The organism is Trebonia kvetii (genome assembly GCF_007827045.1).
GTDB classification, from domain to species: Bacteria; Actinomycetota; Actinomycetes; order Streptosporangiales; family Streptosporangiaceae; genus Trebonia; species Trebonia kvetii.
The window spans coordinates 76,902-102,189 of the sequence record NZ_RPFW01000007.1; the positions used below are offsets into that span (position 1 = coordinate 76,902).

Sequence of the window (25,288 nt, forward strand, 5' to 3'; positions counted from 1 at the left end):
CTGCAGGGCGAGTACACCAATGACCGGCAAGTCGGATTCCTCCCCATAGCCGCTGCACCGAGGGCGCGCGTCAGCGCCGCCCGGTGCAGAGGATTTGGTTGTTATAACACGCTATCCGCGCGGCATCTTCCCGTGGAATGAGCGTGGACCACCTGCGGCGACATGCGCCGCGGATGGTCCACGATCGGGTAAGGGCGAACGCCTTACCAGCCGCGGGAGGCGTAGTGCTGGTCGGCGGGCAGCGTGTCGATGTTGATGCCCACCATCGCCTCGCCGAGGCCGCGGGAGACCTTGGCGATGACGTCGGGGTCGTCGTGGAACGTGGTCGCCTTGACGATGGCGGCGGCGCGCTTGGCCGGGTCGCCCGACTTGAAGATTCCGGAGCCGACGAAGACGCCCTCGGCACCGAGCTGCATCATCATCGCCGCGTCGGCCGGGGTGGCGATGCCGCCCGCGGTGAACAGGACGACGGGCAGCTTGCCTGCCTTGGCCACCTCGGCGACAAGCTCATACGGCGCCTGGAGTTCCTTGGCAGCGGTGAACAGCTCCTCGGGGGGCAGGCCCTGCAGGCGGCGGATGCCCTGGCTCAGCGAGCGCATGTGCCTCGTGGCCTCGACCACGTTGCCGGTGCCCGCCTCGCCCTTGGAACGGATCATCGCGGCGCCCTCGGCGATCCGGCGCAGCGCCTCGCCCAGGTTGGTCGCGCCGCAGACGAAGGGCACGGTGAACTTCCACTTGTCGATATGGTGCGCCTCGTCGGCGGGGGTGAGCACCTCGGACTCGTCGATGTAGTCGACGCCGAGGGACTGCAGCACCTGGGCCTCGACGAAGTGGCCGATCCTGGCCTTGGCCATGACGGGGATGGACACGGCGCCGATGATGCCCTCGATCATGTCCGGGTCGCTCATCCGGGCGATGCCGCCCTGGGCGCGGATGTCCGCGGGGACCCGCTCGAGCGCCATCACCGCGACGGCGCCGGCGTCCTCGGCTATCTTGGCCTGCTCCGGCGTCACCACGTCCATGATCACGCCGCCCTTGAGCATCTCCGCCATGCCGCGCTTGACCCGCGCGGTGCCCGTTGCGGGCTGGGAGCCGGTGGTCGTGCCGTCAGTCTGGACGTCGGCGGTGGACACTGTGAACCTCCTGGTACGGGATGCACGTCCGCTCGCCACGGTCAGCGGCGACGCTCGCGAGCGTCGCGCGGTGGCGCGGACGGCTTGATCCTCTCCATGGTATGCCGTTACAACGCCGCAGGCTGCGCGCCAGGACCAGCGCGAGCCAATTGGGAAATTGGCTCGTGTGCTTGGGGCGCCCGACGGCAAACCGCCACCGGATCGGGCGCCAAGCACACGTGCACGCCCAGGGGGGCGAGCCCCGTACCCTCGTGGCAGCGCAGGAACCCGTTATGAGTGGCGGTGGTTATCCGTCGCCGTCGGTGAGTGTGTCGTCCATGTCGAAGAACTCGGGCTGCTTCGCGCTACCGGACAGCCGGAGCACGCGGGCGAGCGGGCGGCGGCGGGCGTCGATGGTGCGGCCGGCGACATCGTTGTAGAACTTGCGGGCGATGAAGACCTGGCGCGCGGCCTTCTCCACCTCGTCGAACAGCTCCTCGGCGCCTTCCTCCTCCGGAGGGCCGTCCTCCTGCGGTATGGCACGCACCGGCCCCGCGCTCGCCGCCATGGCGCCCGGCTGAGCGGCGCCGGCCGCGGTGCCGGCGCCCTGCCGGGCGGCGGCGCCCGCGGCGGCCGCCGCCGTGGCTGCCATGGCCGCCGTGCCGTCGCGCGTGCCGTCGCGGTGGCCGGGAGCGCGATCGCCCGCGCCGGGCGAGCCGTCCTCGAGTTCGGCGCTGTCGCGCTGCTCGCCGAGGGTTGCGCGCAGCGCCCGGGTCAGGTCGCTCTCCGCCAGGTCGCGCTCGGCGGGGTTGGCCAGCCTTGCCCGGCGCACCGCGTCGGCGAGCAGCAGCGATGTGGCCGGGTCGACCAGTCCAGACGAGGCGAGGTCAGAGGCCGCCGAGGCGCGCCTGACCAGGGCGAGGTCGAGCGCGGTGCGTGCTGCCTCCACCCGGTTGTGCAGCCGGTCGAGGCGGCTGGCCCGCCAGGAGATGTAGAAGCTCCACAGCACCAGGGCGAGGATGGCGAGGACGATGATGGTCCAGGTCACTGGGGCCCCCTCACTGGGCGATGCCTACCGTGGTGCGGCCGAGTACGACGGTCTCGTAGACGCTGACAACGTTGCCCGCGACGATGCCCCAGTCGTAGTCGGCCACCGCGTCGAGCGCGGCGACGGACAGCTCGGCGCGCCGGGCCGGGTCGTCGAGCAGGCGGCCGGCCGCCTTGGCGAGGTCGTCGGCGTCGCCGGTGGCGAACAGTTCGCCCGCGCGTCCGTCGCGCAGCACGTCGCGGAACGCGGGGATGTCGCTCGCCACGATCGGCACGCCCGCCGCCATCGCCTCCGCGGTGACGATGCCGAAGGACTCGCCGCCGGTGTTCGGCGAGCAGAAGACGTCGACGGAGTGCAACAGGCGGACCTTGTCGTCCTCGGACACCTCGCCGAGGAACACCGCGCGGTCGCGGAGCTCCTCGGGAAGCCGTTCGCGCTGCTCGTCGATGTCACCGTTGCCGGCGATGAGCAGCCGCAGTCCCGGCCGGTCGGCGGCGAGGAGTTCGAAGGCCTGCAGCAGGATCGCCAGGCCCTTGCGCGACTCCTCCATGCGGCCGAGGAAGCCGATGGCGCCGCCGGTGCCCGGCCAGCCGTCGAAGGGCTCGGCGTGCCGGTAGCGGCGGGTCGCGACCCCGTTCGGTATCAGCACCGCGTCGCCGCCCAGGTGCTCGACGAAGGTCGACCGCGCCGCCTCGGACACCGCGATCCGCCCGTCGATCTTCTCAAGCGCGGAGCGAAGCACGGGCTGGCTCGCGAGCAGCCACCGGGATTTGCGCATCGCGGTGTGCACCGTGGCGACGATCGGTCCCGATGCCACCCAGCAGGCCAGCAGCGACAGGGAGGGCACGGAGGGCTCGTGCACGTGCAGCACGTCGAAGGCGCCGTCGCGCAGCCAGCGGCGGACCCGGTTCGCCGACAGCGGGCCGAACGCGAGCCTGGCCACCGAGCCGTTGTACGGGACGGGCATCGCCTTGCCGGCGGGGACCACGTAGGGCGGCAACGGCCGGTCCTCGTCCGCTGGCGCGATCACCGAGACCTCGTGGCCGAGCTCGATCAGCGCCTCGGCCAGGTCCCTGATGTGCTGCTGCACGCCGCCAGGCACGTCCCAGGAGTAGGGACAGGCAATGCCTATCCGCAGCGGCACCGTCTCCGGTGAGCCCATCAGGACGCACCGCGAGCCGTGCTCGCCTCGCTCGCAGCCCCACCGTCGCCGTCGCCGTTGCTGTCGCCGTTGCCGTTACCGTTGCGGCCGTTGCCGTTCACGCCGCGGGTGCGGCTGCGCCCGAGCCGCTCGGGGTCGAGATCGGCGACGAAAAGCTTCTGGAGCATGTGCCAGTCTTCCGGATGCTCCCTGATCCCCTGCTCGAAGGCCCGCGCCATGGCCTGGGTCATCACGGCGGCCTTCTGCTTGCGATCGCCCTCGGCGGGGACCGGGATCTCGTCGTAGATGTGCGCGCCCCACTGGTCCTCGCCGACGAACCAGCAGGACACCGGCATCAGCGCGGCGCCTGTCTGGATGGCTAGCGCCGCCGGACCGGCGGGGAACAGCGCCTTCTCGCCGAAGAAGTCCACCTCGACGCCGGTATCCGACAGGTCTCTGTCGGCGACGATGCAGGCGAGCTTTCCCGCCCGCAGCCGCTGTGCCACCACGCCGAACGGGTGCGGGCCGCCCGTGGTCGGCAACACTTCCATGCCGAGGCCCTGGCGGAAGTTCAGGTACATCTGGAACACCGCCTCCGGCTCGAGCCGCTCGGCGATCGTGGTGAACGAGCCGGCTCCAGCCAGCACAACCCACCGGCCCGCCTGCTCGAAGTCGCCCTGGTGCGGCAGCGCGTAGATGACGCCGCGGCCGTTCCTCATGTACTCCAGTGTCAGGTCGAGCTGCTCCATGTTCACGTGCATGCCGGACAGGATCCGCTCGTCCGGGATGATCTGCAGCCGGAAGGTCTCCAGGTAATAGCGCGCGTATGAGCGCATAACCGCGCGCGACAGCGAACGCAGTTCCTTGCCGTCGACCTCCCCGTCGGCGGACTCCGCACGCAGCACCCGGACGAGGTTGCCCTCGAGGGTGAGCACGCCAGGCCCCTGCCTGCGCCAGGCGATGTCGGCCCCGGTCTCGAACAGCCAGCGCGCCGTCGACTCGGGCAGGCGGCACACCAGGCTCCAGCCCGCGCCGAAAGCCGCGCTCACCAGGCGGTCCTGCAGAGATCCCATCACACGTCCTTTGACTGCGCCGGGGCAGGGTCGTCGGCCGGCGGCAGTACCGCTGAGGAGGGGGCCGCTGAGGAGATGGCCGCTGAGGAGGCGTTTTCCGCGGGCTGGGCCGCCCTCTTGGCCTTGGCGTCCTGGGAGACGCAGCGTATCCGCTGGCCCAGGGTGATCGCGGACCCCGCGGCCACCGCCCACATGCCGATCGGCAGCACGTAGGGGATGCCGAGGCCGGAAAGGCCGATGGCGGTGAGGCCGATAAGCACCCGTTCCGGACGCTCGATGAGGCCGACGTTGGCGTTGAGGCCGAGACCTTCGGCGCGGGCCTTGACGTAGGACACGCTCATCCCGCAGGCCAGGCAGAACAGGCTGACCACGGCGAGCAGATGATCGGACCGCATGAACCAGATGGTGATGCCGCCGAAGATGGCCGCGTCGCCGAGCCGGTCCATCGTCGAGTCGAGGAACGCGCCGAACGGCCCGGAGTCGCCCTTGATCCTGGCGAGCTGGCCGTCGAGCATGTCGGTGAAGATGAACACGGTCGCGGTCGCGGCGCCGGGGAACAGCCAGCCGATCGGGAACATGCCAAGGCACGCCGCGGCCACGCCAAGGGTCCCTCCGACGGTGATCATGTTCGGGGTGACCGGCGTGCGGGCGAGCGCCTGAATCAGTGGACTGAACAGGCGGGCGAAGAAGGGACGGAGAAAGTTCAGCATGGCCGGAAAGAATCTTAATGCGACGTTCCCTGCGAGGCGGACCGCCCCCCGCGTCCCGGTGGCCACAGCCTGCGGATGACATCTTGCTTGATGGCTGTCGCGAGAGTGGTCACGTCCCTACCATCGGTCCATGGGGATCAGTGATGAGAAGTACGTCGCTACGACGACCTTCCGCAGGTCGGGGACGCCCGTTCCGACGCCAACCTGGATAGTCGCGCTCGACGGAGACCGCGTCGGGTTCTGGACATCATCGAAATCAGGCAAATACAAGCGCCTGCGCAATAATCCGCGGATCATGCTCCAGGCGTCGGATGCCCGCGGCCGGGTCAAGGCCGGATCACGGGCAGCGGACGGCACGGTGGAGCTGGTAACGTCCGGCGCCGACTTTGACGCGATACAGCAACGGGTCCGCGCGAAGTACGGCGTGATGGTGCCGATGTCCAAGTTCTTCAACACGCTGGGCCACATCGGCAAGGGAAAGTTCCCTTACGGCGACGTCGGCGTGGTAGTCACCATCAGCGATCCGGCCCAGTGACCGCCAAGTCAGCCGGTTTAGGCCGCTGCTCTTTCGTTGTCATTTCGACGCCATCTCTCGTATTCCGTGAGGGGGTCTTGTGGTAACCGGGCCACCAGGGCCACGCTGAGCATACGGAAGCTCATCGAGCGCGAGGAGGCGACGAGAGTGACGGACGCAGGCAGCTCAGGAGGCATAGGACCGGCAGGCGCGGGCAGGGTATCGGGGGCCGATCAGGCGGCGCGAATGCGCAATGTCGCACTGGTTGGCCATTCCGGGAGCGGTAAGACGACGCTTGCCGAGGCGCTGCTCCTGCACACGGGCACCATCGCCCGGGCGGGACGGGTCGAAGAGGGCACCACGACGAGCGACTTCGACGAGATTGAGATAAAGCAGAAACGATCGGTCAACCTGGCCCTGACGCCGTTCACCTCCGACGGGGTGACCGTGCACATGCTGGACACGCCCGGGTACGCGGACTTCACCGGTGACCTGCGGGCGGGCCTGCGCGCGGCGGACTGCGCGCTCTTCGTGGTATCCGCCACCGACGGGATCGACGGGGTCACGCGGCTGCTGTGGGAGGAATGCGCCGCGGTGAGCATGCCCCGCGCGGTCGTCGTCACCAAGGTCGACCACGGGCGCGCGGACTTCGCCACGGTGCTCGCCGAGTGCCAGGGGGCCTTCGGCGAGGGCGTACTCCCCCTCTACCTGCCGGTAGCCGGTCCGGACGGTACCGGCGTGAGCGGGCTGATCGGGCTGCTGTCCGAGACGTTCTACGACTACTCGTCCGGCAAGCGGGAGGCATCGGCCGTGTCCGAGGCCGACGCGGAACTGATGGGGCCGGCCCGGGACTCGCTCATCGAGGGGATCATCACCGAGAGCGAAGACGAGACGCTGATGGAGCGCTACCTGTCCGGCGAGACGGTGCCGGTGGACGTGCTCATCTCCGACCTGGAGACCGCCGTGGCCCGCGGGTCGTTCTACCCGGTGCTCGCCGCCGCCGCGACGCACGGCATCGGCCTGGCGGAGCTGCTCGAGATCGTCACGCAGGCATTCCCTTCGCCGCTCGAGCACCCGCTGCCGCCCGTCGTGTCCGCCGACTCCGGCAAGCCCGTCACCGGACTGACCTGCGATCCTGACGGCCCGCTGCTCGCCGAGGTGGTGAAGACCACCTCCGATCCGTACGTCGGGCGGATCTCCCTTGTCCGCGTCTTCTCCGGCACGCTGCGGCCGGACATGTCGGTGCACGTCTCCGGGCACGGGCGGGCCGAGCGCGGCCACCCGGACCATGACGACGACGAACGGGTGGGTGCGCTGACCTCGCCGCTCGGCAAACAGCAGCGGCCCATGCAGGCCTGCCCGGCAGGCACCGTCTGCGCTGTGGCGAAGCTGTCCACCGCGGAGACAGGCGACACGCTCTCCTCGCGTGAGCAGCCGCTGCTGATGGAGCCGTGGTCGATGCCCGAGCCGCTGCTTCCGGTGGCGATCGTAGCCAGGTCCAAGGCGGACGAGGACAAGCTGTCCGCGGCCCTCGCCCGGCTGGTCGCGGAGGACCCGACGATGCGCCTGGAGATCAACGCGGAGACGCACCAACTCGTACTGTGGTGCATGGGCGAGGCCCACGCCGACGTGCTGCTCGACCGGCTGTCCTCGCGATACGGGGTGGCGGTGGATACCACGCCGCTGCGGGTGCCGCTGCGCGAAACCGTGTCGCTCGCCGCCCGCGGGCTCGGGCGGAACGTGAAGCAGACCGGCGGGCACGGCGAGTACGGCATCTGCCACATCGAGGTCGAGCCGCTGCCGCCAGGCGAGGGCGACGGCTTCGTGTTCGTCGACAAGATCGTCGGCGGCGTGGTGCCGCGGCAGTTCATCCCGTCGGTAGAGAAGGGCGTCAGGTCTCAGATGGAGGCCGGGGTGCTGGCCGGCTACCCGATGACCAATGTGCGGGTCACATTGTTCGACGGTAAGGCGCACCCGGTCGACTCCTCGGACATGGCGTTCCAGAAGGCGGGACGCGCGGCGCTACGCGACGCCTGCGAGAAAGCGGCGCCGATGCTGCTCGAGCCGGTCGACGAGGTGTCCATCCTGGTGCCCGACGACTATGTCGGCGCCATCATGTCCGACCTGTCGGGACGGCGCGGGCGAGTGATCGGGACCGAGGCGGTCGGCATCGGGCGGACGCTGATCAGGGCCGAGGTGCCCGAGCTCGAGATGACCAGGTACTCGATCGACCTGCGTTCGGTGTCCCACGGGACAGGCTCGTTCACCCGCGGGTACCTGCGTCACGAGCCGCTGCCGTCGCACCTGGCCGCCAGGGTGGCCGGCGAATCCAAACCGTAGCGGATAGAACTCCCGGGGGGTGGCTGCGCCGGCCACTCCCCGGTTTTACGTCCGGGCCGTAGTACGGGAGACATGTACTGACTTTGAGGGAACAAAACATGCGAAATCGGGCGGGATTTTCCCCCAAAGTCAGTACATGTTGTCTTAGCCCGGCGGCCCGGTGAGGGGGGCGGGAGTCGCGGGGGGTGAGCCGGGTTAGGGCTCGGGCCAGGCGTCGGCTAGGAGCTTGCGGGTGTCGGCCAGGAGTTGCGGCAGCACACGGGTGTGGCCGACGACCGGCATGAAGTTCGTGTCGCCGCCCCAGCGAGGGACCACGTGCTGGTGCAGGTGGGCGGCGATGCCCGCGCCGGCGACCGTGCCCAGATTCATCCCGATGTTGAAGCCGTGCGGTCCCGATACCTTGCGCAGCGCGGTGACCGCGCGCGCCGTGTAGTCGCTGAACTCGGCGGTCTCCTCGCCGGTCAGCTCCGTGTAGTCGGCTAGGTGCCGGTACGGGCAGATCAGCACGTGGCCGCTGTTGTACGGGTAGAGGTTCATGATCGCGTAGACCAGGGCCCCGCGGGCGACGATCAGGCCGTCCTCGTCGCTCAGCGTCGGCGCGATGCAGAACGGGCAGCCCTCGTGCGCGCCCGGGCCGGTCGGCTTGCCCTCGCCCTTGATGTAGGCCAACCTGTGCGGCGTCCACAGCCTGCCGAACTCGTCCGGCGTCCCCGCGCCGGGCTGCGGAACCTCGGGGGGATCGCCTCCCATGGCGAGCAGGGCGGGCACCGGCGCCGGTGCCGCGTCGGAAGACGCGGCCTGCGGCGGCTGGTCCGGGCTCGGCTGATCCGCACTGGGCTGGGCGGCGGGCTCGTGCGTTGGCTCGGGCGGGGTGGGCGGCAGGGGCACACCTGCTCCTTTGACGACGGGGAGAGGTCCGTTACCGATGTTATCCGTGCCGCACCTGGGTCAGCGGCGGCCGGCCATGTCCAGCAGGTCGTCGAGGATGTCGCCGATGGCGGTGACCGTCATCGTGAGGTGGCCCGCGCCCGGCTCCAGGTGGACGCGGGCGCCGGGAAGGTGCGCGGCAAGCCAGCGGCCGTGCGCGAACGGGACCATGTTGTCCTGGTCGCCCTGCCAGATCGCCACCCGGCCGCCGAGGTCGGCGAGCGGGAATCCCCAGTCGGCGAGGAACGCCAGGTCGTCGTCGCGCCATCCGGCGATGCCGTTGCGGATCGCGCCGTTCAGGCTCTCGGCCATGTCGTCGGCGTACTCGCCGGTCAGCACCGCCTTGTCGGCGTCGGAGACGAGGCCGCCGAACGCGGCGACGATCTGCTCTCCGGTGACTCCGGCGAGCGCGCTTGCCTCCTTGTCGAGGTACTCCGACAGCGCTTCCCACCCGCGCGCGGCGCTGCCGAACTCCGCGATGTTCTCCGGCCCCATCCCGGCGAGGAAGTCCAGGCCCTCGGCCGTGTACGGGGCGACCCCCGCTACCGACGCGGCGGCCAGGCAGCGGTCGGGGAGCAGCGCGGCGCAGCCGAGCGAGTGCGGGCCACCGCCGGAGAAGCCGACCGCGACGAATTCGCCCGCGCCGATCGCGTCGAGGACAGCGGCCACGTCGGGGATGAGGTCGCCGACCGTGCGGCCGGGTCGCGGCGTGGAATCCTCGTAGCCCGGCCGCGCCGCTTGCAGCACGCGCAGGCCGCGCTCGATGGCCGCCTCCCGCACCTTCGCGTTCAGGACCAGGCCAGACGGCGTGCCCGCGTGCACCACGAGGGTGAGGCCGCCCTCCGGGCCGGTCACAAGAAACTCAACGTCCCGGCCGTCTGCCAGGCTGACCTTCCGTCGCTCGATCGCCATGCTGGCAGCATAGACCGACCCCTGCCGGGCGCCGGGCGAACCTATCTTTGCGGATTTCCGTAGACCCGGTCGGGGTGCACGAAGACGGCGGTGCGGCGCTCTTCGCGCATCACCCGGTCATAGGTCGCGAAGTCGTCGTGCGTGCCGCCCGCCGCGGTGAAGATCTCCCGGAGCAGCAACCGCAGCCGCTCCGCGTCGAAGCCGTCGCGCGGGTCGTCGGGGCCGAGCAGGTCCACCCGGCCCTCGACAGCGGCCCACACCCAGCCGGCCCTGATGACGACGTTCGCGTACGGGCGCTCGCGCCAGTAGGCCAGCTTCTTCGTGCCGCCGCGCACCACCATGCCGACCACGGCGTCGCCGGTGGCCGGATGCGGCAGCACGCCGGCGTTCACCACCGTCGCCGAGATGCTGCCGTCGTCGCGCAGCGCCGATACGGTCACCAGGCCGTGATCGCCGGCGACCAGCCGTCCGAAGTCCTCGATGTCAGCCATGAGGACATTCAACCGCTCCGGCACGCGTCATGGGCGGCCGGAGCCCCGGTTCCGCGTGGCGGAGCCGATGCACCACTTGCCTGCGGGTTAGGGGCGGTCTGAGCGGCGGTCCTGCTTGGCGGAGCCGCCGTCCTTGTCATTGAGCAGGCCGGCGCGGCGCAGCGCGTCGGCCATCGCGCTGTTGGCCGGGGCAGCGGGCGCGGGCCTGCTGCCCTGCTGGCCTCCCCTGCCCCTTCGGTCAGCGGACTGGCCTGGGGCGCCGCCACGACGCTCGCCGGCACCAGCGCGGTCGCCGGGGTTGCCGCCCCTGCGGTCGCCCTGGCCGGCCTGACCGCTGCCGTGACGCTCGCCAGAAGCGGGGCCGCCGCCGCGCTGGCCCTGGTTGTGGCCCTGACCCCGGCCGCCGCCGTCGCGCGGGCCGCGACGCTCACCAGAAGCGGGCGCGCCGCCCTGGGCGCCCGCGCTGCCCGGCCTGTCAGCGGGGCGGTCGCCGCCCGGCCGGGCGGCGGAGCGGCGGTCGCCGCCTGGGCCGCCGCGGCGCTCGCCACCCGGCCTGGCGCCACGGTCGCTCGCCGTGTCGGCCGAACCCGTTCCTGATGACTCGCGCGGGACACGGTTGGACCTGCCGCCGGCCGCACTCCCGCCACCAGTATGGGCCTCGCCCTCGTCCTGCAGGCGCATGGTGAGCGAGATGCGGTTGCGCGGGATGTCGACGGACAGCACCTTGACCCGAACCACGTCGCCGGACTTGGCGACATCGCGGGGGTCGGCGACGAAGTTCTGGCTCATCGCGGAGACGTGCACCAGGCCGTCCTGATGCACGCCGATGTCGACGAACGCGCCGAACGCGGCGACGTTGGTGACCACGCCCTCCAGCACCATGCCTGGCTCGAGATCGCCCAGGGTGTGCACGCCCTCGGCGAAGGTCGCGGTCTGGAACTCGGGGCGCGGGTCGCGGCCCGGCTTCTCCAGTTCCTTGAGGATGTCGGTGACCGTGGGGAGACCGAAGGCCGCGTCGGTGAACTCCGCCGGGTTCAGGCTGCGCAGCGTCTGCGCGTTGCCGATAAGCGTGGCCACGTCGGTGTGCGTCTTGTCCATGATGCGGCGGACCACCGGGTAGGACTCCGGGTGCACGCCAGAGGCATCGAGCGGGTCGGCGCCGCCGCGGATGCGCAGGAAGCCCGCGCACTGCTCGAACGCCTTCGGGCCGAGCCTGGGCACGGCCCGCAGCTGCTCGCGGGCGCCAAACGCGCCGTTGGCGTCGCGGTGCGCGACGATCGCGCCCGCCAGGGAGTCGGTGATGCCGGACACCCGGGAGAGCAGCGGCCTGCTCGCGGTGTTGACATCGACGCCGACCGCGTTCACCGCGTCCTCGACGACGGCATCGAGCGAGCGCTCGAGCTTGCTGCCGCTGACGTCGTGCTGGTACTGGCCGACGCCGATGGACTTCGGGTCGATCTTGACGAGCTCGGCCAGCGGGTCCTGCAGCCGCCGCGCGATCGACACCGCGCCGCGCAGCGACACGTCGAGGTCGGGCAGCTCGCCGCTTGCGTACGCGCTCGCCGAGTAGACGGACGCGCCCGCCTCGGAGACGACGACCTTGGTCAGGTTGAGCTCCGGGCTGGCCTGGATCAGGTCGAGTGCCAGCTTGTCGGTCTCGCGGCTCGCGGTGCCGTTGCCGATCGCGATCAGCTCGACGTCGTGGTCTTTGGCCAGCTTGCCCAGGGTGTGCAGCGACTCGTCCCACTTGTGGTGCGGCACGTGCGGGTAGATCGTGTGGGTCGCGACGACCTTGCCCGTCGCGTCGACCACGGCGACCTTGACGCCGGTGCGGAAGCCCGGGTCAAGGCCCATGGTGGAGCGCTGGCCGGCCGGGGCGGCGAGCAGCAGGTCCTTGAGGTTGGCGGCGAAGACGTTGACGGCCTCTGCCTCGGCGGCCTGCCACAGCCGCATCCGCAGGTCGATGCCGAGGTGGACGAGGATCCGGGTGCGCCAGGCCCAGCGGACCGTGTCGCACAGCCAGCGGTCGGCGGGGCGGCCCTCGTCGCTGATGCCGAACTTGTCGGCGACCGGCTGCTCGTAGGACGCGGAAAGGCCACTGGCGGTGGGCTCGTAGCCCTCGTCGCTCGGGTCGAGGGTGAGGTCGAGCACCTCCTCCTTCTCCGCGCGGAACATGGCGAGCACCCGATGCGCCTTCAGCCTGCCGAACGGCTCGGCGAAGTCGAAGTAGTCGCTGTACTTCCTGCCGTCGGCTTCCTTGCCCTCGCGCACCTTGGCGATCAGGTTGCCCCGCGACCACATGCGCTCGCGGAGCTGCCCGATCAGGTCGGCGTCCTCGGCGAAGCGCTCGACGAGGATCGCGCGGGCGCCGTCGAGCGCGGCGGCCGCGTCGGCGACGTTCTCGTTGAGGAAGCCTTCCGCGGCCGCGCGCGGGTCGGTGGCCGGGTCGCTCAGCAGCAGCTCGGCGAGCGGCTCAAGGCCGTTCTCGCGGGCGATCTGCGCCTTGGTGCGGCGCTTGGGCTTGTAGGGCAGGTAGAGGTCCTCGAGGCGCGCCTTGGTGTCGGCCGCGCCAATCTGCGCCCGCAGTTCGTCGGTGAGCTTGCCCTGCTCGTCGATGGAGACCAGGATCGCGGTGCGCCGCTCCTCGAGCTCACGCAGGTAGCGCAGCCGCTCCTCCAGCGTGCGCAGCTGCGCGTCATCCAGGGTGCCCGTCGCCTCCTTGCGGTACCTGGCGATGAACGGCACCGTCGCGCCGCCGTCGAGTAGGTCGACCGCCGCGGCGACCTGGTGGTCGCGCACGGTCAGCTCGGCCGCGATCCGCTTGATGATCGACGCGGTGCTTGCCGGGGCTGTGCTGGTCTCGATGCTCTGGCTCGTCACGTTCGAGTGTGGCCTTCCTGCGTTGCCTTGGTCTGCGTAGTGAGCCTAGTGCAGTTGCCCGTAAGTCCTTGACGGGTTGTCTCAGGCTTGCGTGCTCCTCGCGGTTTCCGTGAGCGACTCCCTTAGCGCCGGTGGCGAGGGGCGGGCCGCTGCCGGCCAGGTGCCTCCGGGGTGCGGCGTGATGGGGGCCTGCGCCGGGGGTCACGCCGCGCGTTGGGTCCTGCGCCTGGCAGGTTCCGTCCCGCGCGACGGTGCGTGGCCCCGGTCCCGCGGGGGACTGGGGAGCACCACACGTCGCCTGCCGACCGCAGCAGCGCGAACAGCCGCCCCCGCTGGGCGGGAGTGACGCGCAGCCCGCACCGGGCAGTGCGGAGCACCACCTTCGGGGCGCCCGCCTCGCGTTTCCTCGGCATGCCCACGACGGAACCACGGCCCACTGACATTCCAGCCACCCCGCCTCCGCCGCCCGCCGCAGCCGGGAGAACGGCGTCACCGTCCTGGTGAACGCTTTCTGAGATAAGGCTCCCGGGCCGCCGGTGTCCCCTGGCCGTCCCGGCCTTATCTGCCCGGGGCCTTAATTCGTCTGGGGCTTGACGCGGGCGCACTAGGCTTGCTACATGACCGATACCTTCCCGCAGCCGCGCGCTGCCACCATGCCAGACAAGCCCGTGCTCGACGGACTTGAGGCGGTATGGAGCGTACGGTGGGAAGAGGGTCAGGTATACAGGTTCGACCGGTCCCGGCCGCGGTCCGAGGTGTTCGCGATCGACACCCCGCCGCTCACCGTGTCCGGATCGCTGCACGTCGGGCACGCGTTCTCCTTCACGCACACCGACATCATGGCCAGGTACCGGCGGATGACCGGCAAGGCAGTGTTCTATCCGATCGGCTGGGATGACAACGGGCTGCCCACCGAGCGCCGGGTACAGAACGTCTACGGGGTGCGGTGCGACCCGTCGCTGCCCTATGACCCGGGCTTCGAACCGCCTGAGCAGCCGGGCAAGCAGGAAGTGCTTGTTTCCCGGCGGAACTTCATCGAGCTGTGCGAGCGGCTCACCGCGATCGACGAGCGCGCCTTCGAGGAGACATGGCGCCGGCTCGGGCTCTCGGTGGACTGGTCACTGCTCTACACCACGATCAACGACGACAGCAGGCGCGTGTCGCAAGCCGCGTTCCTGCGCAACCTGGCGCGCGGCGAGGCGTACCGCGCCGAGGCGCCGACGCTCTGGGACGTGTCGTTCCAGACCGCGGTCGCCCAGGCGGAACTCGAGGACCGCGACGCGCCCGGCGCGTTCTACCGGATCTCCTTCCACGCGCCTGACCTCGATGACACTGGTGGCTCGCCGGTGTGGATCGAGACGACGCGGCCCGAACTGCTGCCCGCCTGCGTGGCGCTCGTCGCGCACCCGGACGACGAGCGGTACCAGCCGCTGTTTGGCGCCGCGGTGACGACGCCGGTGTTCGGCGTGCCCGTGCCGGTGCTCGCGCACCCGCTCGCCGAGCCGGACAAGGGGTCGGGCATCGCGATGGTGTGCACCTTTGGCGACCTGACCGACGTGACATGGTGGCGCGAGCTCGACCTGCCGACCCGGGCGATCGTCGGACGGAACGGACGGCTGCTGCCCGCACCCCCGGACGGGGTGCCCGCGGGCGCGTACGCGGAACTCGCGGGCAAGACCGTGTTCTCGGCGCGTGCGCGGATGGCGGAGCTGCTGCGGGAAAGCGGCGACCTGGACGGCGAGCCACGCCCCGTCACCCGGCCAGTGAAGTTCTACGAGAAGGGCGACAAGCCGCTCGAGATCGTCACCTCCGGCCAGTGGTACATCAGGAACGGGGGGCGCGACGCACGAACCCGTTCCGAACTACTTGACCGGGGCCGGGAGCTGCACTGGCACCCGGCGCACATGCGGGTGCGGTACGAGAACTGGGTGGCGGGGCTGGCCGGCGACTGGCTGATCTCGCGGCAGCGGTTCTTCGGCGTGCCGTTCCCCGTGTGGTACCCGCTGGACGCGGCGGGCGAGCCCGACTACGCGGCGCCGATCGTGCCCGCCGAGTCCGCGCTGCCCGTCGACCCGGTCGCCGAGCCCGCGCCCGGGCACGCCGAGTCGCAGCGCGGCGTGCCCGGCGGGTTCATCGGCGACCCGGACGTCATGGACACCTGGGCGACCTCGTCGCTGACGCCGCTGATCGCCGGCCGCTGGGGCACCGACGGCGACCTGTTCTCCCGGGTGTTCCCGATGGACCTGCGGCCGCAGTCGCACGAGATCATCAGGACCTGGCTGTTCTCCAGCATCACCAGGGCGCACCTGGAGTTCGGCACACTGCCCTGGTCGGACGCGGCCATCTCCGGCTGGATCCTGGACCCGGACAGGAAGAAGATGTCCAAGTCCAAGGGCAACGTGGTGGTCCCGACCGACCTGCTCGACCAGTACGGCTCGGACGCGGTCCGGTACTGGGCGGGCAGCGGGCGGTACGGGGTGGACACCGCGTTCGACCCCGGGCAGCTCAAGGTCGGGCGGCGGCTCGCGATCAAGATCCTCAACGCGTCCAAGTTCGTGCTGTCGCTCGAGGGTTCCGTCGGCGAGGTGACCGAGCCCGTCGACCAGTCGATGCTCGCCGCGCTCGGCACGGTTTCCCTGGAGGCGACCGCGGCGCTTTCCGGCTACGACCACGCCGGGGCGCTTGAGACGATCGAGCGGTTCTTCTGGATGTTCTGCGACGACTACCTGGAGCTGGTCAAGGCGCGGGCATACGGGCCCGGCGCGGCCGGCGACTCGGCGCGCGCCGCGCTGCGCGAGGCGCTGTCTGTGCTGCTGCGGCTGTTCGCGCCGTTCCTGCCGTTCGTGACGGAGGAGGCGTGGTCGTGGTGGCAGGAGGGTTCCGTGCACCTTTCCGCGTGGCCGGCCGGGACATCGGCGGGCTCTGCTTCCGGTGACCCGGCGGTGCTCGCGGCCGCGGGGGCGGTGCTCGCGCAGGTCCGCAAGGCCAAGACGGCGGCGAAGCTGTCCATCAGGGCCGAGGCGTCCTCCGTGGTGGTGCGCGGGCCGTCGGAGTCCGTCGTGCGCGCGAGCGAGTCCGACCTGCGGGCGGCGGGGAACATCGGCGAGTTCTCGTTCGAGCACGTGCCGGGCGGCGAGCTGACGGCGGAGGTCACGCTGGCGGAGCCGGTCGCCTCCTGACGCCGGCGGCTACCAGCTGCGGCGGAGCCTTGGCAGGCGGGGCAGCGGTCCCGTGGGCATCCTGGGCATCGGGCCGGTGGTCCGCAGTCGCGGCGCCGGGCCGGTCGCCGGGCCGAAGCGGAGCACGGTGCGCTCGCCGACAAGCTGGTAGCCGGCCAGGCCGCCCCAGTGCTCTGGGCGGTTCCTGTCGGTGATCATCACGATCTCGCGGACGCTGGCCCGCGGCTGGCCGGCGGCGGGGCCGCTCGGGACGCCGGGTGCGTCGGTGTCACCGAGAACGAGGGTGCCGGTCAGCACCGCGCGGCCGACGGCGATCGTCACCGCGGCTGCGTAGCCGTGCCGGCGGCGCTCCGGCGGTGTGTACAGCGCGACGATCCGCACGGTGCCCGCCACCGGCCGGGACAGGGTCGCGAGGGCGACCGGCTGTGGCGCGGGCTCGGCGGCCGGCCCCGCGTCGCGATGGCTGCCCGCGTCCCGGTGGCCCGCGTCCCGGTTGCCCGCGTCCTTGTGCCCCGCGTCCCGGTGGCCGGTGTCCCGGTGCGGGAAGGGCAGGGAGCGCGTGGGGTCCCAGCGCCTGGACGGCCGCGGTACGACCTCCCAGAAAATGGCGCCGCCATAGCCGATCAGGTCGGCCGCCATCTCGTGCGGCGAGCCGATGCGCTCGACGGACTCGGCGGAGAAGGCCGCGAGCCAGTCGGCGAGCAGGGACAGGTCCTGGGCGGTGGCGACCCGGAGCCGGCCCGCCGGGCCCGGCGTCTCCGGCGACGGCCAGGGCGTCGCCTGCTGGCCGGATGACGCCGGCTGACCTGGGGCCGCCGCCGGCTCGCCGGACAGCGTCGCCGCCAGCCGGTAGACGCGGCAGTGCTTGTGCATGCGGACGGCGGTGCCCGCCCGCTGGCTCCACGCCGCCGCGAACGCGTCCGCCGCCTCGGTGGGCGCGTCGACGCCGCTCACCGTCCTGCCCATCTTGGCCAGCGTCGCGGCAAGGGTGGCGGCCATCTCCGGTGCACGCCCTGAGATGAGCAGCGGCCACGCCGGGTCGTGGACGAACGCAGCCCGCGGCTCGCCCCCGTCCGGCGGCTCCCACCAGCCGAACAGCGGCTCGGCGGCCGAGGCGGCGTCTGGCCAGTGGCCATGAGCGTGGTGGCCGGGCTGCTCGCCGGCCAGTTGCGGTCCTGCCCGGTGCTGCTGCCAGCCGGATGGCGCGGCGGCCGGCAACAGCAGGGTGTTCTCTGCCGCCCGCGACCTGAGGTAACCGCCAGCCGCCGCGGCGAACCGGTCCGGGTTGGAGGTGGTGTACCAGCCCATCAGGTCATGCTTCCCGTTGTGTTCATGCCTGCCCCTCGTTTCTGCGGTGTCTTTGGCACGGCCGTCAGGGAAATCGAGGCACGTGAGCGCTCCTGGGCGGCCAGGTAGATAGCGGGGCGGACACGAGGACAGCCTATTAACGAAGCGGAAAAAGTCCCCGATCGGTTACATAATGCCTTCAAGTATGCATCCACGGCGGGCGATGGCAAGCGTGCACGCACGACCGTCAGCCGACGGAAAACCCCAGGACGGCGCGGTCTTCGACCGGGCGGTAGCCGATGCGCTGGTAGATGGAATTGGACACCGGGTTCGCCAGGTCGGTGTAGAGCAGGACCTCTTCGGCGCCCGCCCGCAGCGCGCGTTCGCTGACCGCGGCGGTGACCGCGCTCGCGTAGCCGTGGCCGCGGGCCTCCCGCGGGGTGTAGACCGGGCCGACCCGGATCATGCCGGCCACCTGGCGCGTGACGCAGGCGATCGAGACCGGGGCGCCGTCCGCCTCCCAGACGAGCACGCCGCCATAGCTGAGCCTGTCGCGGACGTCGGCTGACCGCTCCTGCTCGCCCTCCGCCTCGCCCACCTCCCAGGCGAACGCGGTGAACCAGTCGCTCACCAGCGGCACGTCGCCGTCGTCGGCGGCGCGCGGCGCGCCGTCGGGCGCCGGGTCTGGCCAGGCGAGCTCGTCCAGCCGGTACAGGCGCATCCTGCGGTGCACGGCGGAGTGCTGCCCGGTCGCGTCGGACCACCGGGCGGCGAACGCCTGCGCCGCCTCGGCGTAGGCGTTCACCCCGGCGAGGGGGCGGCCGGCCAGGGTCGCCGCCAGGTCCTCGGCGGCGTGCGCGGTGACGGCGGTGAGCAGCAGCGGGTACGGCGGCGTGTGCAGGAACGCGCCCGCGACCTCGCCGCCGGGACCCGTCTGCCAGCCGAACAGCGGCGCGGCCGCGGAGTCATCGCGAGACGGGGCGTACTTGGCGGGGTTGACCCGGATCTGTTCGGACACCGTCAGCGGGACGGTGTTCCGCGCGCGCTCACGCCGCAGGTAATCGCCGGCCGCCGCCAGAAACTCGGCCACGTCGCCGGTCGTCCGCCATCCCATGGCCGTCATGCTGTCACGCCGCACGCGCGGATCGCAGCTCAATAAACGCCGGAGCGTCACCGGACTCGCGCCATCCGCCAGGCGACCACCGGGATGATAATCGCGCCGGCCATCAGGTGCGCGGCGGCGAGGGTGAACTTGGTGGAAAGCGCCGTGTCCGCGGCGGTGAAGGGGACGAGGAGGGAGAGCGCGAGCAGCGGCAGCACAGTGCGGAGGTAGGCGCGCCCTGGGTTCTTCGCGAACCGGGCGATCGCGATGACGGCGAACGTGAACCAGAACGTGACGACCATCGTCCCCATCGCGAACATGCCGACGTAGATTGTGGACGCGTGCTGCGCGCCAAGGCCCGCGGCGCGCATCGGCACGCCCGCGGCGCGTGAGATGAGCCCCCACACCTCCACGAGGACGGCGGCCGGCAGGGCGGCCAGGTAGCAGACCTGCCAGACACAGCGGCGGGCAAGGAAAGACGCGAGCGGCGTGGCGGGCGCTTGCGCGGCAGCGGTGGTAGTCGACATGATGATCCTCCTGGATCCTCGGTTTCGGTGCCTTCGCAGGAGGTACGAGGCCGGTCCGCGCTTCTCGACACCGGCCGCCGGCCCGCTGGCGGAAAGTTTCCGTGTTCGGGCGGTGGCGCAATGGGGTCAGCACTGATTAGTCCGCGCCCGGGTTTGTGTGTCCGCCCAGGCACGCAAGGTGGGGTCGGGCGGATTGTTGACAATGTTGTTCGGTATTCGTAGCGTTCCAGGCATGTCAGCAGAAACGCCCGGCGGCCTGCGGGCGGGCGAGGCGGCGCGTACCCACGCCTTCGCGGCCCTCCGGCAGGCGATACTCAGCGGGGATGTCGCCCCTGGCCAGCGCCTTGTCGAGGAGGAGCTGGCCGGGACGCTCGGGGTGACACGGCAGTCGCTGCGCGCCGCGCTGCTCGACCTGACCACCGAGGGGCTCGTCGAGCGGATTCCCAACCGGGGCGCGCGGGTCAGGGTGATCTCCACCGAGGAGGCCGTGGCCATCACCGAGTGCCGCATGGTCCTGGAGGCACTGTGCGCCGCCAAGGCCGCGGAGCGGATCACCGACGAGGAGGCGGCGCAGCTGCGCGAGCTCGCCGCGAACCTGAGCCGCGCGGTGGCCGACCGGAACCCGCTGAAGTATTCCGAGCTCAACAGGGAGCTGCACCGCCGGGTCGGCGTCATCTCCGGGCAGAAGGTGGCGCTCGGCCTGCTCGACCGGCTGCACGGCCAGCTGGTGCGGCACCAGTTCCAGCTCGCGCTGCGGCCCGGCCGTCCCGACGTGTCGCTCGGTGAGCACCTGGCGATACTCGACGCCGTCGCGGGCCACCGCCCCGCCGACGCCGACGCCGCGGTCCGGGTGCACCTGGCCAGCGTCATCAGGGCGCTCGTCGACAGCAACTTCGATTGATCAAGGGAACACCTACCGTGCTGAACGTTATCGTCACCGACCCGCCCCGCGCCGACCTGGCCGAGGTGAGCAAGCTCGCGGAGTACGGCGTCGCCACCGTGCACGAGGCGATCGGCCGCACCGGCTACCTGGGCCCGCAGCTGCGGCCGAACCAGCAGGGTGCGCGGATCGCCGGCACGGCGCTCACCGTGGTGTGCTGGCCAGGTGACAACCTGATGATCCACGCCGCCGTCGAGCAGGCTAAGGCCGGCGACATCATCGTCATCACCACGACGTCGCCGTCAAGCGACGGCGCGTTCGGCGAGCTGCTCGCCACCTCGCTTGTCAGCCGCGGCGTCCGCGGCCTGATCATGGGCGCGGGCCTGCGCGACACCCAGGAACTGCGCGACATGGGCTTCCCCGCCTGGACCGCGCACGTGTCCGCGCAGGGCACCGTCAAGGAGACGGCCGGCTCGGTCAACGTGCCCGTCACGCTCGGCGGCCAGGTCATCAGGCCGGGCGACGCCATCGTCGCCGACGACGACGGCGTGTGCGTGGTGCCCAGGCTCGACGTGCCCAGGGCGGTCACCGCGTCCGCGGCCAGGATCGCCAAGGAGGACGCCAACCGCAAGCAGCTCGCCGACGGCGTGCTCGGCCTCGACATGTACAACCTGCGCCCGAAGCTGGCGAAGGTCGACTACATCTCCTACGCCGAATATGTGCGCCGTTCCGGTGAAGGTCTCTAAGAGCAAATCGTTATCCCGAACGGGTGCGGGCCTCGCCTACCCGCACCAGGAGACAGGAGGTGCGGCGTGAGCGACATCCGCTACAGCGACCCTTGGCATGGGGGCATTCGCGCCATGCAGATGCGCGGCGGCACGTCCAAGGGGCTGTACTTCCTGGCCGAGGACCTGCCGGCCGACCCGGCCGAGCGGGACGACCTGCTGCTGCGGGTCATGGGGTCGCCCGACCCGCGGCAGATCGACGGGACGGGCGGCGCGCACCCGCTGACCTCCAAGGTGGCGGTCGTGTCCAGGTCCGAGGTCACCGGGATCGACGTCGACTACCTCTTCCTCCAGGTCATGGTCGACAAGCCGGTCGTCACCGACAAGCAGAACTGCGGGAACATCCTGGCCGGGATCGGGCCCTTCGCGGTCGAGCGCGGCCTCGTCGCCGCGCAGGGTGAGCAGACCCGGGTGCGGATCCGGATGGTGAACACCGACGGGATCGTCACCGCGACGTTCCCCACACCCGGCGGCCTGCCGCGCTACGACGGGGACACGGCCATCGACGGCGTGCCGGGCACAGCGGCGGGAATCGTGCTCGACTTCGAGGACTCCGGCGCCGCGGCTGGCGTGTTCCCGACGGGGAACCTCACCGATGTCTTCGGCGGCGTCGAGGTGACGTGCGTGGACAACGGGATGCCGGTCGTCGTGGTCGCCGCCGCCAGCCTCGGCGTGACCGGATATGAGACGGTCGCCGAGCTCGAGGGCGACGAGGAACTGAACAAGCGGGTGCAGGAGCTGCGGCTCGAGGCGGGCAAGGCGATGGGGCTCGGCGACGTGAGCGCCACCACCGTGCCGAAGATCTCGCTGGTCGCGCCGCCTGCGCACGGCGGGACGATCAGCACGCGGACGTTCATCCCGGTCCGGGTGCACGAGTCCATCGGAGTGCTCGGCGCGGTCAGCGTCGCCACCGCGATCGTGCAGCCTGGCGCGGTCGGGCACGACCTCGCGGTGCTCGGCGGCGGGCCGCGGCTTTCCGTCGAGCACCCGGGCGGCGCGCTCGAGGTCGAGGTGGAACTGGACACGTCCGTGTCCCCGCCGGCCGTGGTCAGGTCCGGCGTGGTGCGCACCGCGCGAAAGCTGTTCGATGGTGTTGCCTTTCCCCGCTGAGTTCCGGTTCCCGGTTCCCGGGTCGACGGGTGTCCACGCGCGCTCGTCTGTCCGGCCCAGTTAAAACGTCTGGGCCGGACAGAAGGCGCGCTGAGACACCCCGGTCGCCCCCGTAACCTCGCCAGCGGGGTCTTGGAGGGCTCTGGATATGGCTCTCGGGGAGCTGCCGCAGTGCCCCCGGGCTACGCGATGCGTCGTGGGGGCTGCCGCAACCGTTCAGGGGCTGCCGCAACGCCTCCAGGCAACGCGGGGCTTTGGGAGGCTGCCGCAACCGTTCGGGGTCGGGCTGGTTTTGGGTTTTGGGTTTTGGGTTTTGATTTCTTTATTCGTCGGCGGGGGTGGAGATTAGGCTGAAGACTGCGCCCTGGTCGTCGGCGACGACGGCCATCCGGCCGTACGGGCTGTCGCTCGCCGGGCGCACGACGCTGCCGCCGTGGGCGGTGGCGAGGTCGACGGACTTGTCGGTGTCCGCGGTGCCGAAGTACACGCCCCAGAACGCGGCGTGGCCCGCGGTCTCCTCCGGGTAGGCGCCGATGCCGCCGACGACCTGCTGGCCGTTGATGAGCAGGGTGGCGTAGCTGAAGCCCTCGGTCGACATGTCGCCGTACTCATAGCCGAATACCGCGGCGTAGAATGCCTTGGCGCCCTCGAAGTCGCGGCTCATGTGCTCGCTCCAGGTGAAGGCGCTCGGCGCGTTCGCGACCTGGACCCCGGTGTGGTTGCGCGCCTGCCATGCGCCGAAGGCGGCACCCGTCACGTCGGTGGCGACCAGCATCCGGCCCACGTCCATGACGTCCATCGGGCCCATCACCACCTTGCCGCCCGCGCCGGTGATCTTCACCGCGGTGGCGTCGACGTCGCTCGAGGCGAAGTAGGTGCTCCAGGCGCTCGGTGCGTCCGGATTGCTCATATTCGGGCCGATGCCCGCCACGTTCCTGCCCTCAAGGCGGGCCATCGAGTAGCCGCCCATTTCCGGGCCGCCCTGCTCGATGTCCCAGCCGAACAGGCTGCTGTAGAAGCCGACCGCCTTCGGGATGTCGCCGGTGCCGAGATCGACCCAGCAGGGCGTTCCATCCGGCCAAGGGGTATCACGGGTAACCAAGGCTGTCACCTCCGTGTTGTGAGCAGCACGCTCCGTTGCGGGCCACGCTACCGCAGACGGTACACCTCGGCATGCGCGACTCTCGCGCGACATCTGCCTGTAACAGAGGGTTCCTACACTGAGCCCACTATGAATGGGGCAGCAGCGATGTACAGCAAGACCCGCCTCGGCACCGACCAGATCGAGGGCGCGCTGTCGCTCACACCGCGCGCCAAGCGCATCGTCTGGCTCATCGTCGCCATCGTTGTCGCGACTTGTGCGGCGGTCGGCGCGTGGAGCGCCGTCAGCCATGATCAGTACGCCACGTCGGGCAACGGGTGCGTGAGCGTGACCGTGCCAAGCTCGACCGGCGGCGGGGTGCTGCACTACTGCGGCGATCAGGCCAAGTCGTTCTGCAGGAGCGCGTTCGCGCACGCGGACCAGGTAGCGCTCGCCGCGCAACCGCAGTGCGTGCTCGCGGGACTGACCAAGGCGAAGGTTTCCGCGGGCTGAGCCGTGCTTACAACTCGATGATGATCGTGACGGGGCCGTCGTTGACCAGGGCCACCTTCATGTCGGCGCCGAACTCGCCGGTCTCCACGCGAGCGCCGAGGTTTTTCAGCTCGGTTACCACCGCCGTCACCATCGGCTCGGCGACCGGGCCGGGTGCCGCGTTGTTCCAGGTGGGTCGCCTGCCCTTGGCGGTCTCCGCGTAGAGGGTGAACTGGCTCACCACGAGCAGCGGCGCGCCGATGTCCGAGCAGGACTTCTCGCCGTCGAGTACCCGAAGGCCCCACAGCTTGGCCGCTAGCTTCTTCGCCTTGTCCGTCGTGTCGTCGTGGGTGACGCCGACGAGGACGAGAAGGCCGGGCTCTTCGATCGCTCCGATGACACGGCCGTCTACCGTGACGCTCGCCTGGGTGACCCGTTGCGCTACCGCTCGCATGACAGCACAGCCTAATGGCGGGTCCGCGGTGCTGTTCGCGGTGTTGTTCACGATGCGGTTCTCGATGCGGGCGGCTTCGTATCGGCGGTTAACGGACTTGGAGGCACTTATCGCCCGATATGGGCGGCGGAACCGCATCGACCGGCCATAATGTCTCGGGTGACCCCTTTGGAGCAGTTGTCGGTGAGCGACGTGGTAGCCAACCCCGTGCTCGCCGAGGTGATCCGGTCCGGGTTCGTCGAGTCCCGGCACCGCGGCAGCATCGTTGCGCTCACCCACGACGGCCTCTTCGCCTTCACCGCGGGCAGCGCCAACACGCCGGTCTATCCGCGCTCGGCCAACAAGCCGCTGCAGGCCGCAGCGATGCTCCGGGTGGGCCTGCCGCTCGAGGGGGAACTGCTCGCCCTCGCCGCAGCCAGCCATTCCGGCGAGGACTACCACGCGCGCGGCGTCAACGACATCCTGGACACCGCCGGGCTGACCGCCGAGGACCTGCAGTGCCCGCCAGCCCTGCCGATCGACGAGGCGACAGCGCGGCGGCTGATCAGGGAGACACCTGACGGGGTGGCGCCGGAGTCGCGGGTGCTTTACAACTGCTCGGGCAAGCACGCGGCGATGCTCGTCACCTGCATCGTCAACGACTGGCCGACGGAAACCTACCGGTCACCGGAGCACCCGCTGCAGGTGCATATCCGGCGGACCATCGAGGAACTGGCCCGCGAGCCGATCGCGGCGGTGGGCGTTGACGGCTGCGGCGCGCCGCTGTTCGCGCTGACGCTCGGCGGTCTCGCCCGTGCGTTCCGCGCGCTGGTGCTCGCGGAGCCCGGATCCCCTGAGCGTAAGGTCGCCGACGCGATGCGGAAGTTCCCCGAGTGGACGAGCGGGACGACGCGGGACGAGAACAAGCTGATGACCGCTATCCCCGGGCTGCTGCTCAAGGGGGGCGCGGAGGGCGTCGACGCGTTCGCGCTGCCGGACGGGACCGCGGCCGCGGTAAAGATCGACGACGGGAACGCGCGCGCCCGCACTCCGGTCTCTGTCGCGATCCTTGCCATGCTCGGCGCCCAGCCGCCGGTCGAGCTCGCCACCGCCGAGGTGACCGGGGGCGGTCAGCAGGTCGGCGTGATCCGGGCGACGCGGCTCTCCTAGCCGTCCGCCGCTGTCCGCGGCCAAGAATGTACGTTCAGGCCGGCTCTGGCCGGCGCAGCGGTACATCCGTAATCAAAAAGGCCGCCTCGCACGT

Annotated in this window: 22 protein-coding genes; 8 read left to right on the forward strand and 14 right to left on the reverse strand. The window is 70.9% G+C overall.

Going from position 1 to position 25,288, the window contains the following annotated elements:
- Positions 1-203: 203 nt before the first annotated feature.
- The 5 genes from pdxS to pgsA form a co-directional block, all read right to left on the reverse strand.
- Positions 204-1,133, reverse strand: coding sequence for a pyridoxal 5'-phosphate synthase lyase subunit PdxS (gene pdxS, locus EAS64_RS32285; RefSeq protein WP_145859243.1), 930 nt, complete (start codon positions 1,131-1,133; stop codon positions 204-206).
- 286 nt (positions 1,134-1,419) lie between these two features.
- A complete protein-coding gene (locus EAS64_RS44025) occupies positions 1,420-2,160 on the reverse strand; it encodes a hypothetical protein (protein ID WP_187366336.1) in 741 nt (246 codons plus the stop codon).
- A gap of 10 nt (positions 2,161-2,170) precedes the next feature.
- Positions 2,171-3,298, reverse strand: a complete 1,128-nt coding sequence (locus EAS64_RS32295) for a glycosyltransferase family 4 protein (protein WP_145859952.1) — start codon at positions 3,296-3,298, stop codon at positions 2,171-2,173.
- 23 nt (positions 3,299-3,321) lie between these two features.
- A complete protein-coding gene (locus tag EAS64_RS32300; protein ID WP_145859244.1) occupies positions 3,322-4,374 on the reverse strand; it encodes a phosphatidylinositol mannoside acyltransferase in 1,053 nt (350 codons plus the stop codon).
- Positions 4,374-5,084: a phosphatidylinositol phosphate synthase gene (gene pgsA / locus EAS64_RS32305; RefSeq protein WP_145859246.1), complete on the reverse strand. Its 711-nt coding sequence runs from the start codon at positions 5,082-5,084 to the stop codon at positions 4,374-4,376. Before pgsA ends, EAS64_RS32300 begins: the two co-directional genes overlap by 1 nt.
- A gap of 130 nt (positions 5,085-5,214) precedes the next feature.
- Here pgsA and EAS64_RS32310 point away from each other — a divergent pair, with 130 nt between their 5' ends.
- Positions 5,215-5,619 carry a PPOX class F420-dependent oxidoreductase gene (locus EAS64_RS32310; RefSeq protein ID WP_145859247.1) on the forward strand — a complete coding sequence of 135 codons (405 nt, stop codon included), beginning with the start codon at positions 5,215-5,217 and terminating at the stop codon, positions 5,617-5,619.
- A 147-nt stretch (positions 5,620-5,766) separates the two neighbouring features.
- Entirely contained in the window at positions 5,767-7,938 is a 2,172-nt protein-coding gene (locus tag EAS64_RS32315) for an elongation factor G-like protein EF-G2 (RefSeq protein ID WP_439333634.1), read from the forward strand.
- A gap of 195 nt (positions 7,939-8,133) precedes the next feature.
- On the opposite strand, the gene EAS64_RS32320 is transcribed toward EAS64_RS32315, so the two are convergent.
- The 4 genes from EAS64_RS32320 to EAS64_RS32335 all read right to left on the reverse strand — a co-directional run bounded on the left by EAS64_RS32320 (position 8,134) and on the right by EAS64_RS32335 (position 13,148).
- Positions 8,134-8,688: an HIT family protein gene (locus tag EAS64_RS32320; RefSeq protein WP_145859954.1), complete on the reverse strand. Its 555-nt coding sequence runs from the start codon at positions 8,686-8,688 to the stop codon at positions 8,134-8,136.
- Positions 8,689-8,886: 198 nt separating this feature from the next.
- Positions 8,887-9,777 carry an alpha/beta fold hydrolase gene (locus EAS64_RS32325; RefSeq protein ID WP_145859251.1) on the reverse strand — a complete coding sequence of 297 codons (891 nt, stop codon included), beginning with the start codon at positions 9,775-9,777 and terminating at the stop codon, positions 8,887-8,889.
- 41 nt (positions 9,778-9,818) lie between these two features.
- Positions 9,819-10,268 (reverse strand): pyridoxamine 5'-phosphate oxidase family protein, encoded by a 450-nt coding sequence (locus EAS64_RS32330; RefSeq protein ID WP_145859252.1) that lies wholly within the window; start codon positions 10,266-10,268, stop codon positions 9,819-9,821.
- A gap of 87 nt (positions 10,269-10,355) precedes the next feature.
- A complete protein-coding gene (locus EAS64_RS32335; protein ID WP_187366337.1) occupies positions 10,356-13,148 on the reverse strand; it encodes a Tex-like N-terminal domain-containing protein in 2,793 nt (930 codons plus the stop codon).
- Between the two features lie 617 nt (positions 13,149-13,765).
- Here EAS64_RS32335 and valS point away from each other — a divergent pair.
- Complete coding sequence (gene valS, locus EAS64_RS32340) at positions 13,766-16,327, forward strand: valine--tRNA ligase (RefSeq protein WP_145859254.1); 2,562 nt, start codon at positions 13,766-13,768, stop codon at positions 16,325-16,327.
- Between the two features lie 9 nt (positions 16,328-16,336).
- Here valS and EAS64_RS32345 read toward each other — a convergent pair whose 3' ends face one another.
- The 3 genes from EAS64_RS32345 to EAS64_RS32355 form a co-directional block, all read right to left on the reverse strand.
- Entirely contained in the window at positions 16,337-17,635 is a 1,299-nt protein-coding gene (locus EAS64_RS32345) for a GNAT family N-acetyltransferase (protein ID WP_145859255.1), read from the reverse strand.
- A gap of 226 nt (positions 17,636-17,861) precedes the next feature.
- Positions 17,862-18,728 carry a GNAT family N-acetyltransferase gene (locus EAS64_RS32350; RefSeq protein ID WP_145859257.1) on the reverse strand — a complete coding sequence of 289 codons (867 nt, stop codon included), beginning with the start codon at positions 18,726-18,728 and terminating at the stop codon, positions 17,862-17,864.
- A 56-nt stretch (positions 18,729-18,784) separates the two neighbouring features.
- Positions 18,785-19,243 (reverse strand): DUF6069 family protein, encoded by a 459-nt coding sequence (locus EAS64_RS32355; RefSeq protein WP_145859259.1) that lies wholly within the window; start codon positions 19,241-19,243, stop codon positions 18,785-18,787.
- Between the two features lie 232 nt (positions 19,244-19,475).
- On the opposite strand from EAS64_RS32355, the gene EAS64_RS32360 reads away from it, so the two are divergent.
- From EAS64_RS32360 to EAS64_RS32370, 3 genes are all read left to right on the forward strand, one after another.
- Complete coding sequence (locus EAS64_RS32360) at positions 19,476-20,144, forward strand: GntR family transcriptional regulator (RefSeq protein WP_145859261.1); 669 nt, start codon at positions 19,476-19,478, stop codon at positions 20,142-20,144.
- A gap of 17 nt (positions 20,145-20,161) precedes the next feature.
- The gene (locus tag EAS64_RS32365; RefSeq protein WP_145859262.1) at positions 20,162-20,869 is read left to right on the forward strand and encodes a 4-carboxy-4-hydroxy-2-oxoadipate aldolase/oxaloacetate decarboxylase; all 708 of its coding nucleotides are present in this window, start codon (positions 20,162-20,164) and stop codon (positions 20,867-20,869) included.
- 66 nt (positions 20,870-20,935) lie between these two features.
- Positions 20,936-22,018, forward strand: coding sequence for a 4-oxalomesaconate tautomerase (locus tag EAS64_RS32370; RefSeq protein WP_246115963.1), 1,083 nt, complete (start codon positions 20,936-20,938; stop codon positions 22,016-22,018).
- A gap of 322 nt (positions 22,019-22,340) precedes the next feature.
- Here EAS64_RS32370 and EAS64_RS32375 read toward each other — a convergent pair whose 3' ends face one another.
- Positions 22,341-23,120, reverse strand: a complete 780-nt coding sequence (locus tag EAS64_RS32375; protein ID WP_145859264.1) for a VOC family protein — start codon at positions 23,118-23,120, stop codon at positions 22,341-22,343.
- A 129-nt stretch (positions 23,121-23,249) separates the two neighbouring features.
- On the opposite strand from EAS64_RS32375, the gene EAS64_RS32380 reads away from it, so the two are divergent.
- Positions 23,250-23,612 carry a hypothetical protein gene (locus tag EAS64_RS32380; protein WP_145859266.1) on the forward strand — a complete coding sequence of 121 codons (363 nt, stop codon included), beginning with the start codon at positions 23,250-23,252 and terminating at the stop codon, positions 23,610-23,612.
- 7 nt (positions 23,613-23,619) lie between these two features.
- On the opposite strand, the gene dtd is transcribed toward EAS64_RS32380, so the two are convergent.
- The gene (gene dtd / locus EAS64_RS32385; RefSeq protein ID WP_145859268.1) at positions 23,620-24,045 is read right to left on the reverse strand and encodes a D-aminoacyl-tRNA deacylase; all 426 of its coding nucleotides are present in this window, start codon (positions 24,043-24,045) and stop codon (positions 23,620-23,622) included.
- A 159-nt stretch (positions 24,046-24,204) separates the two neighbouring features.
- Here dtd and EAS64_RS32390 point away from each other — a divergent pair, with 159 nt between their 5' ends.
- Positions 24,205-25,194 (forward strand): asparaginase, encoded by a 990-nt coding sequence (locus EAS64_RS32390; RefSeq protein WP_246115964.1) that lies wholly within the window; start codon positions 24,205-24,207, stop codon positions 25,192-25,194.
- Positions 25,195-25,288: the final 94 nt, after the last annotated feature.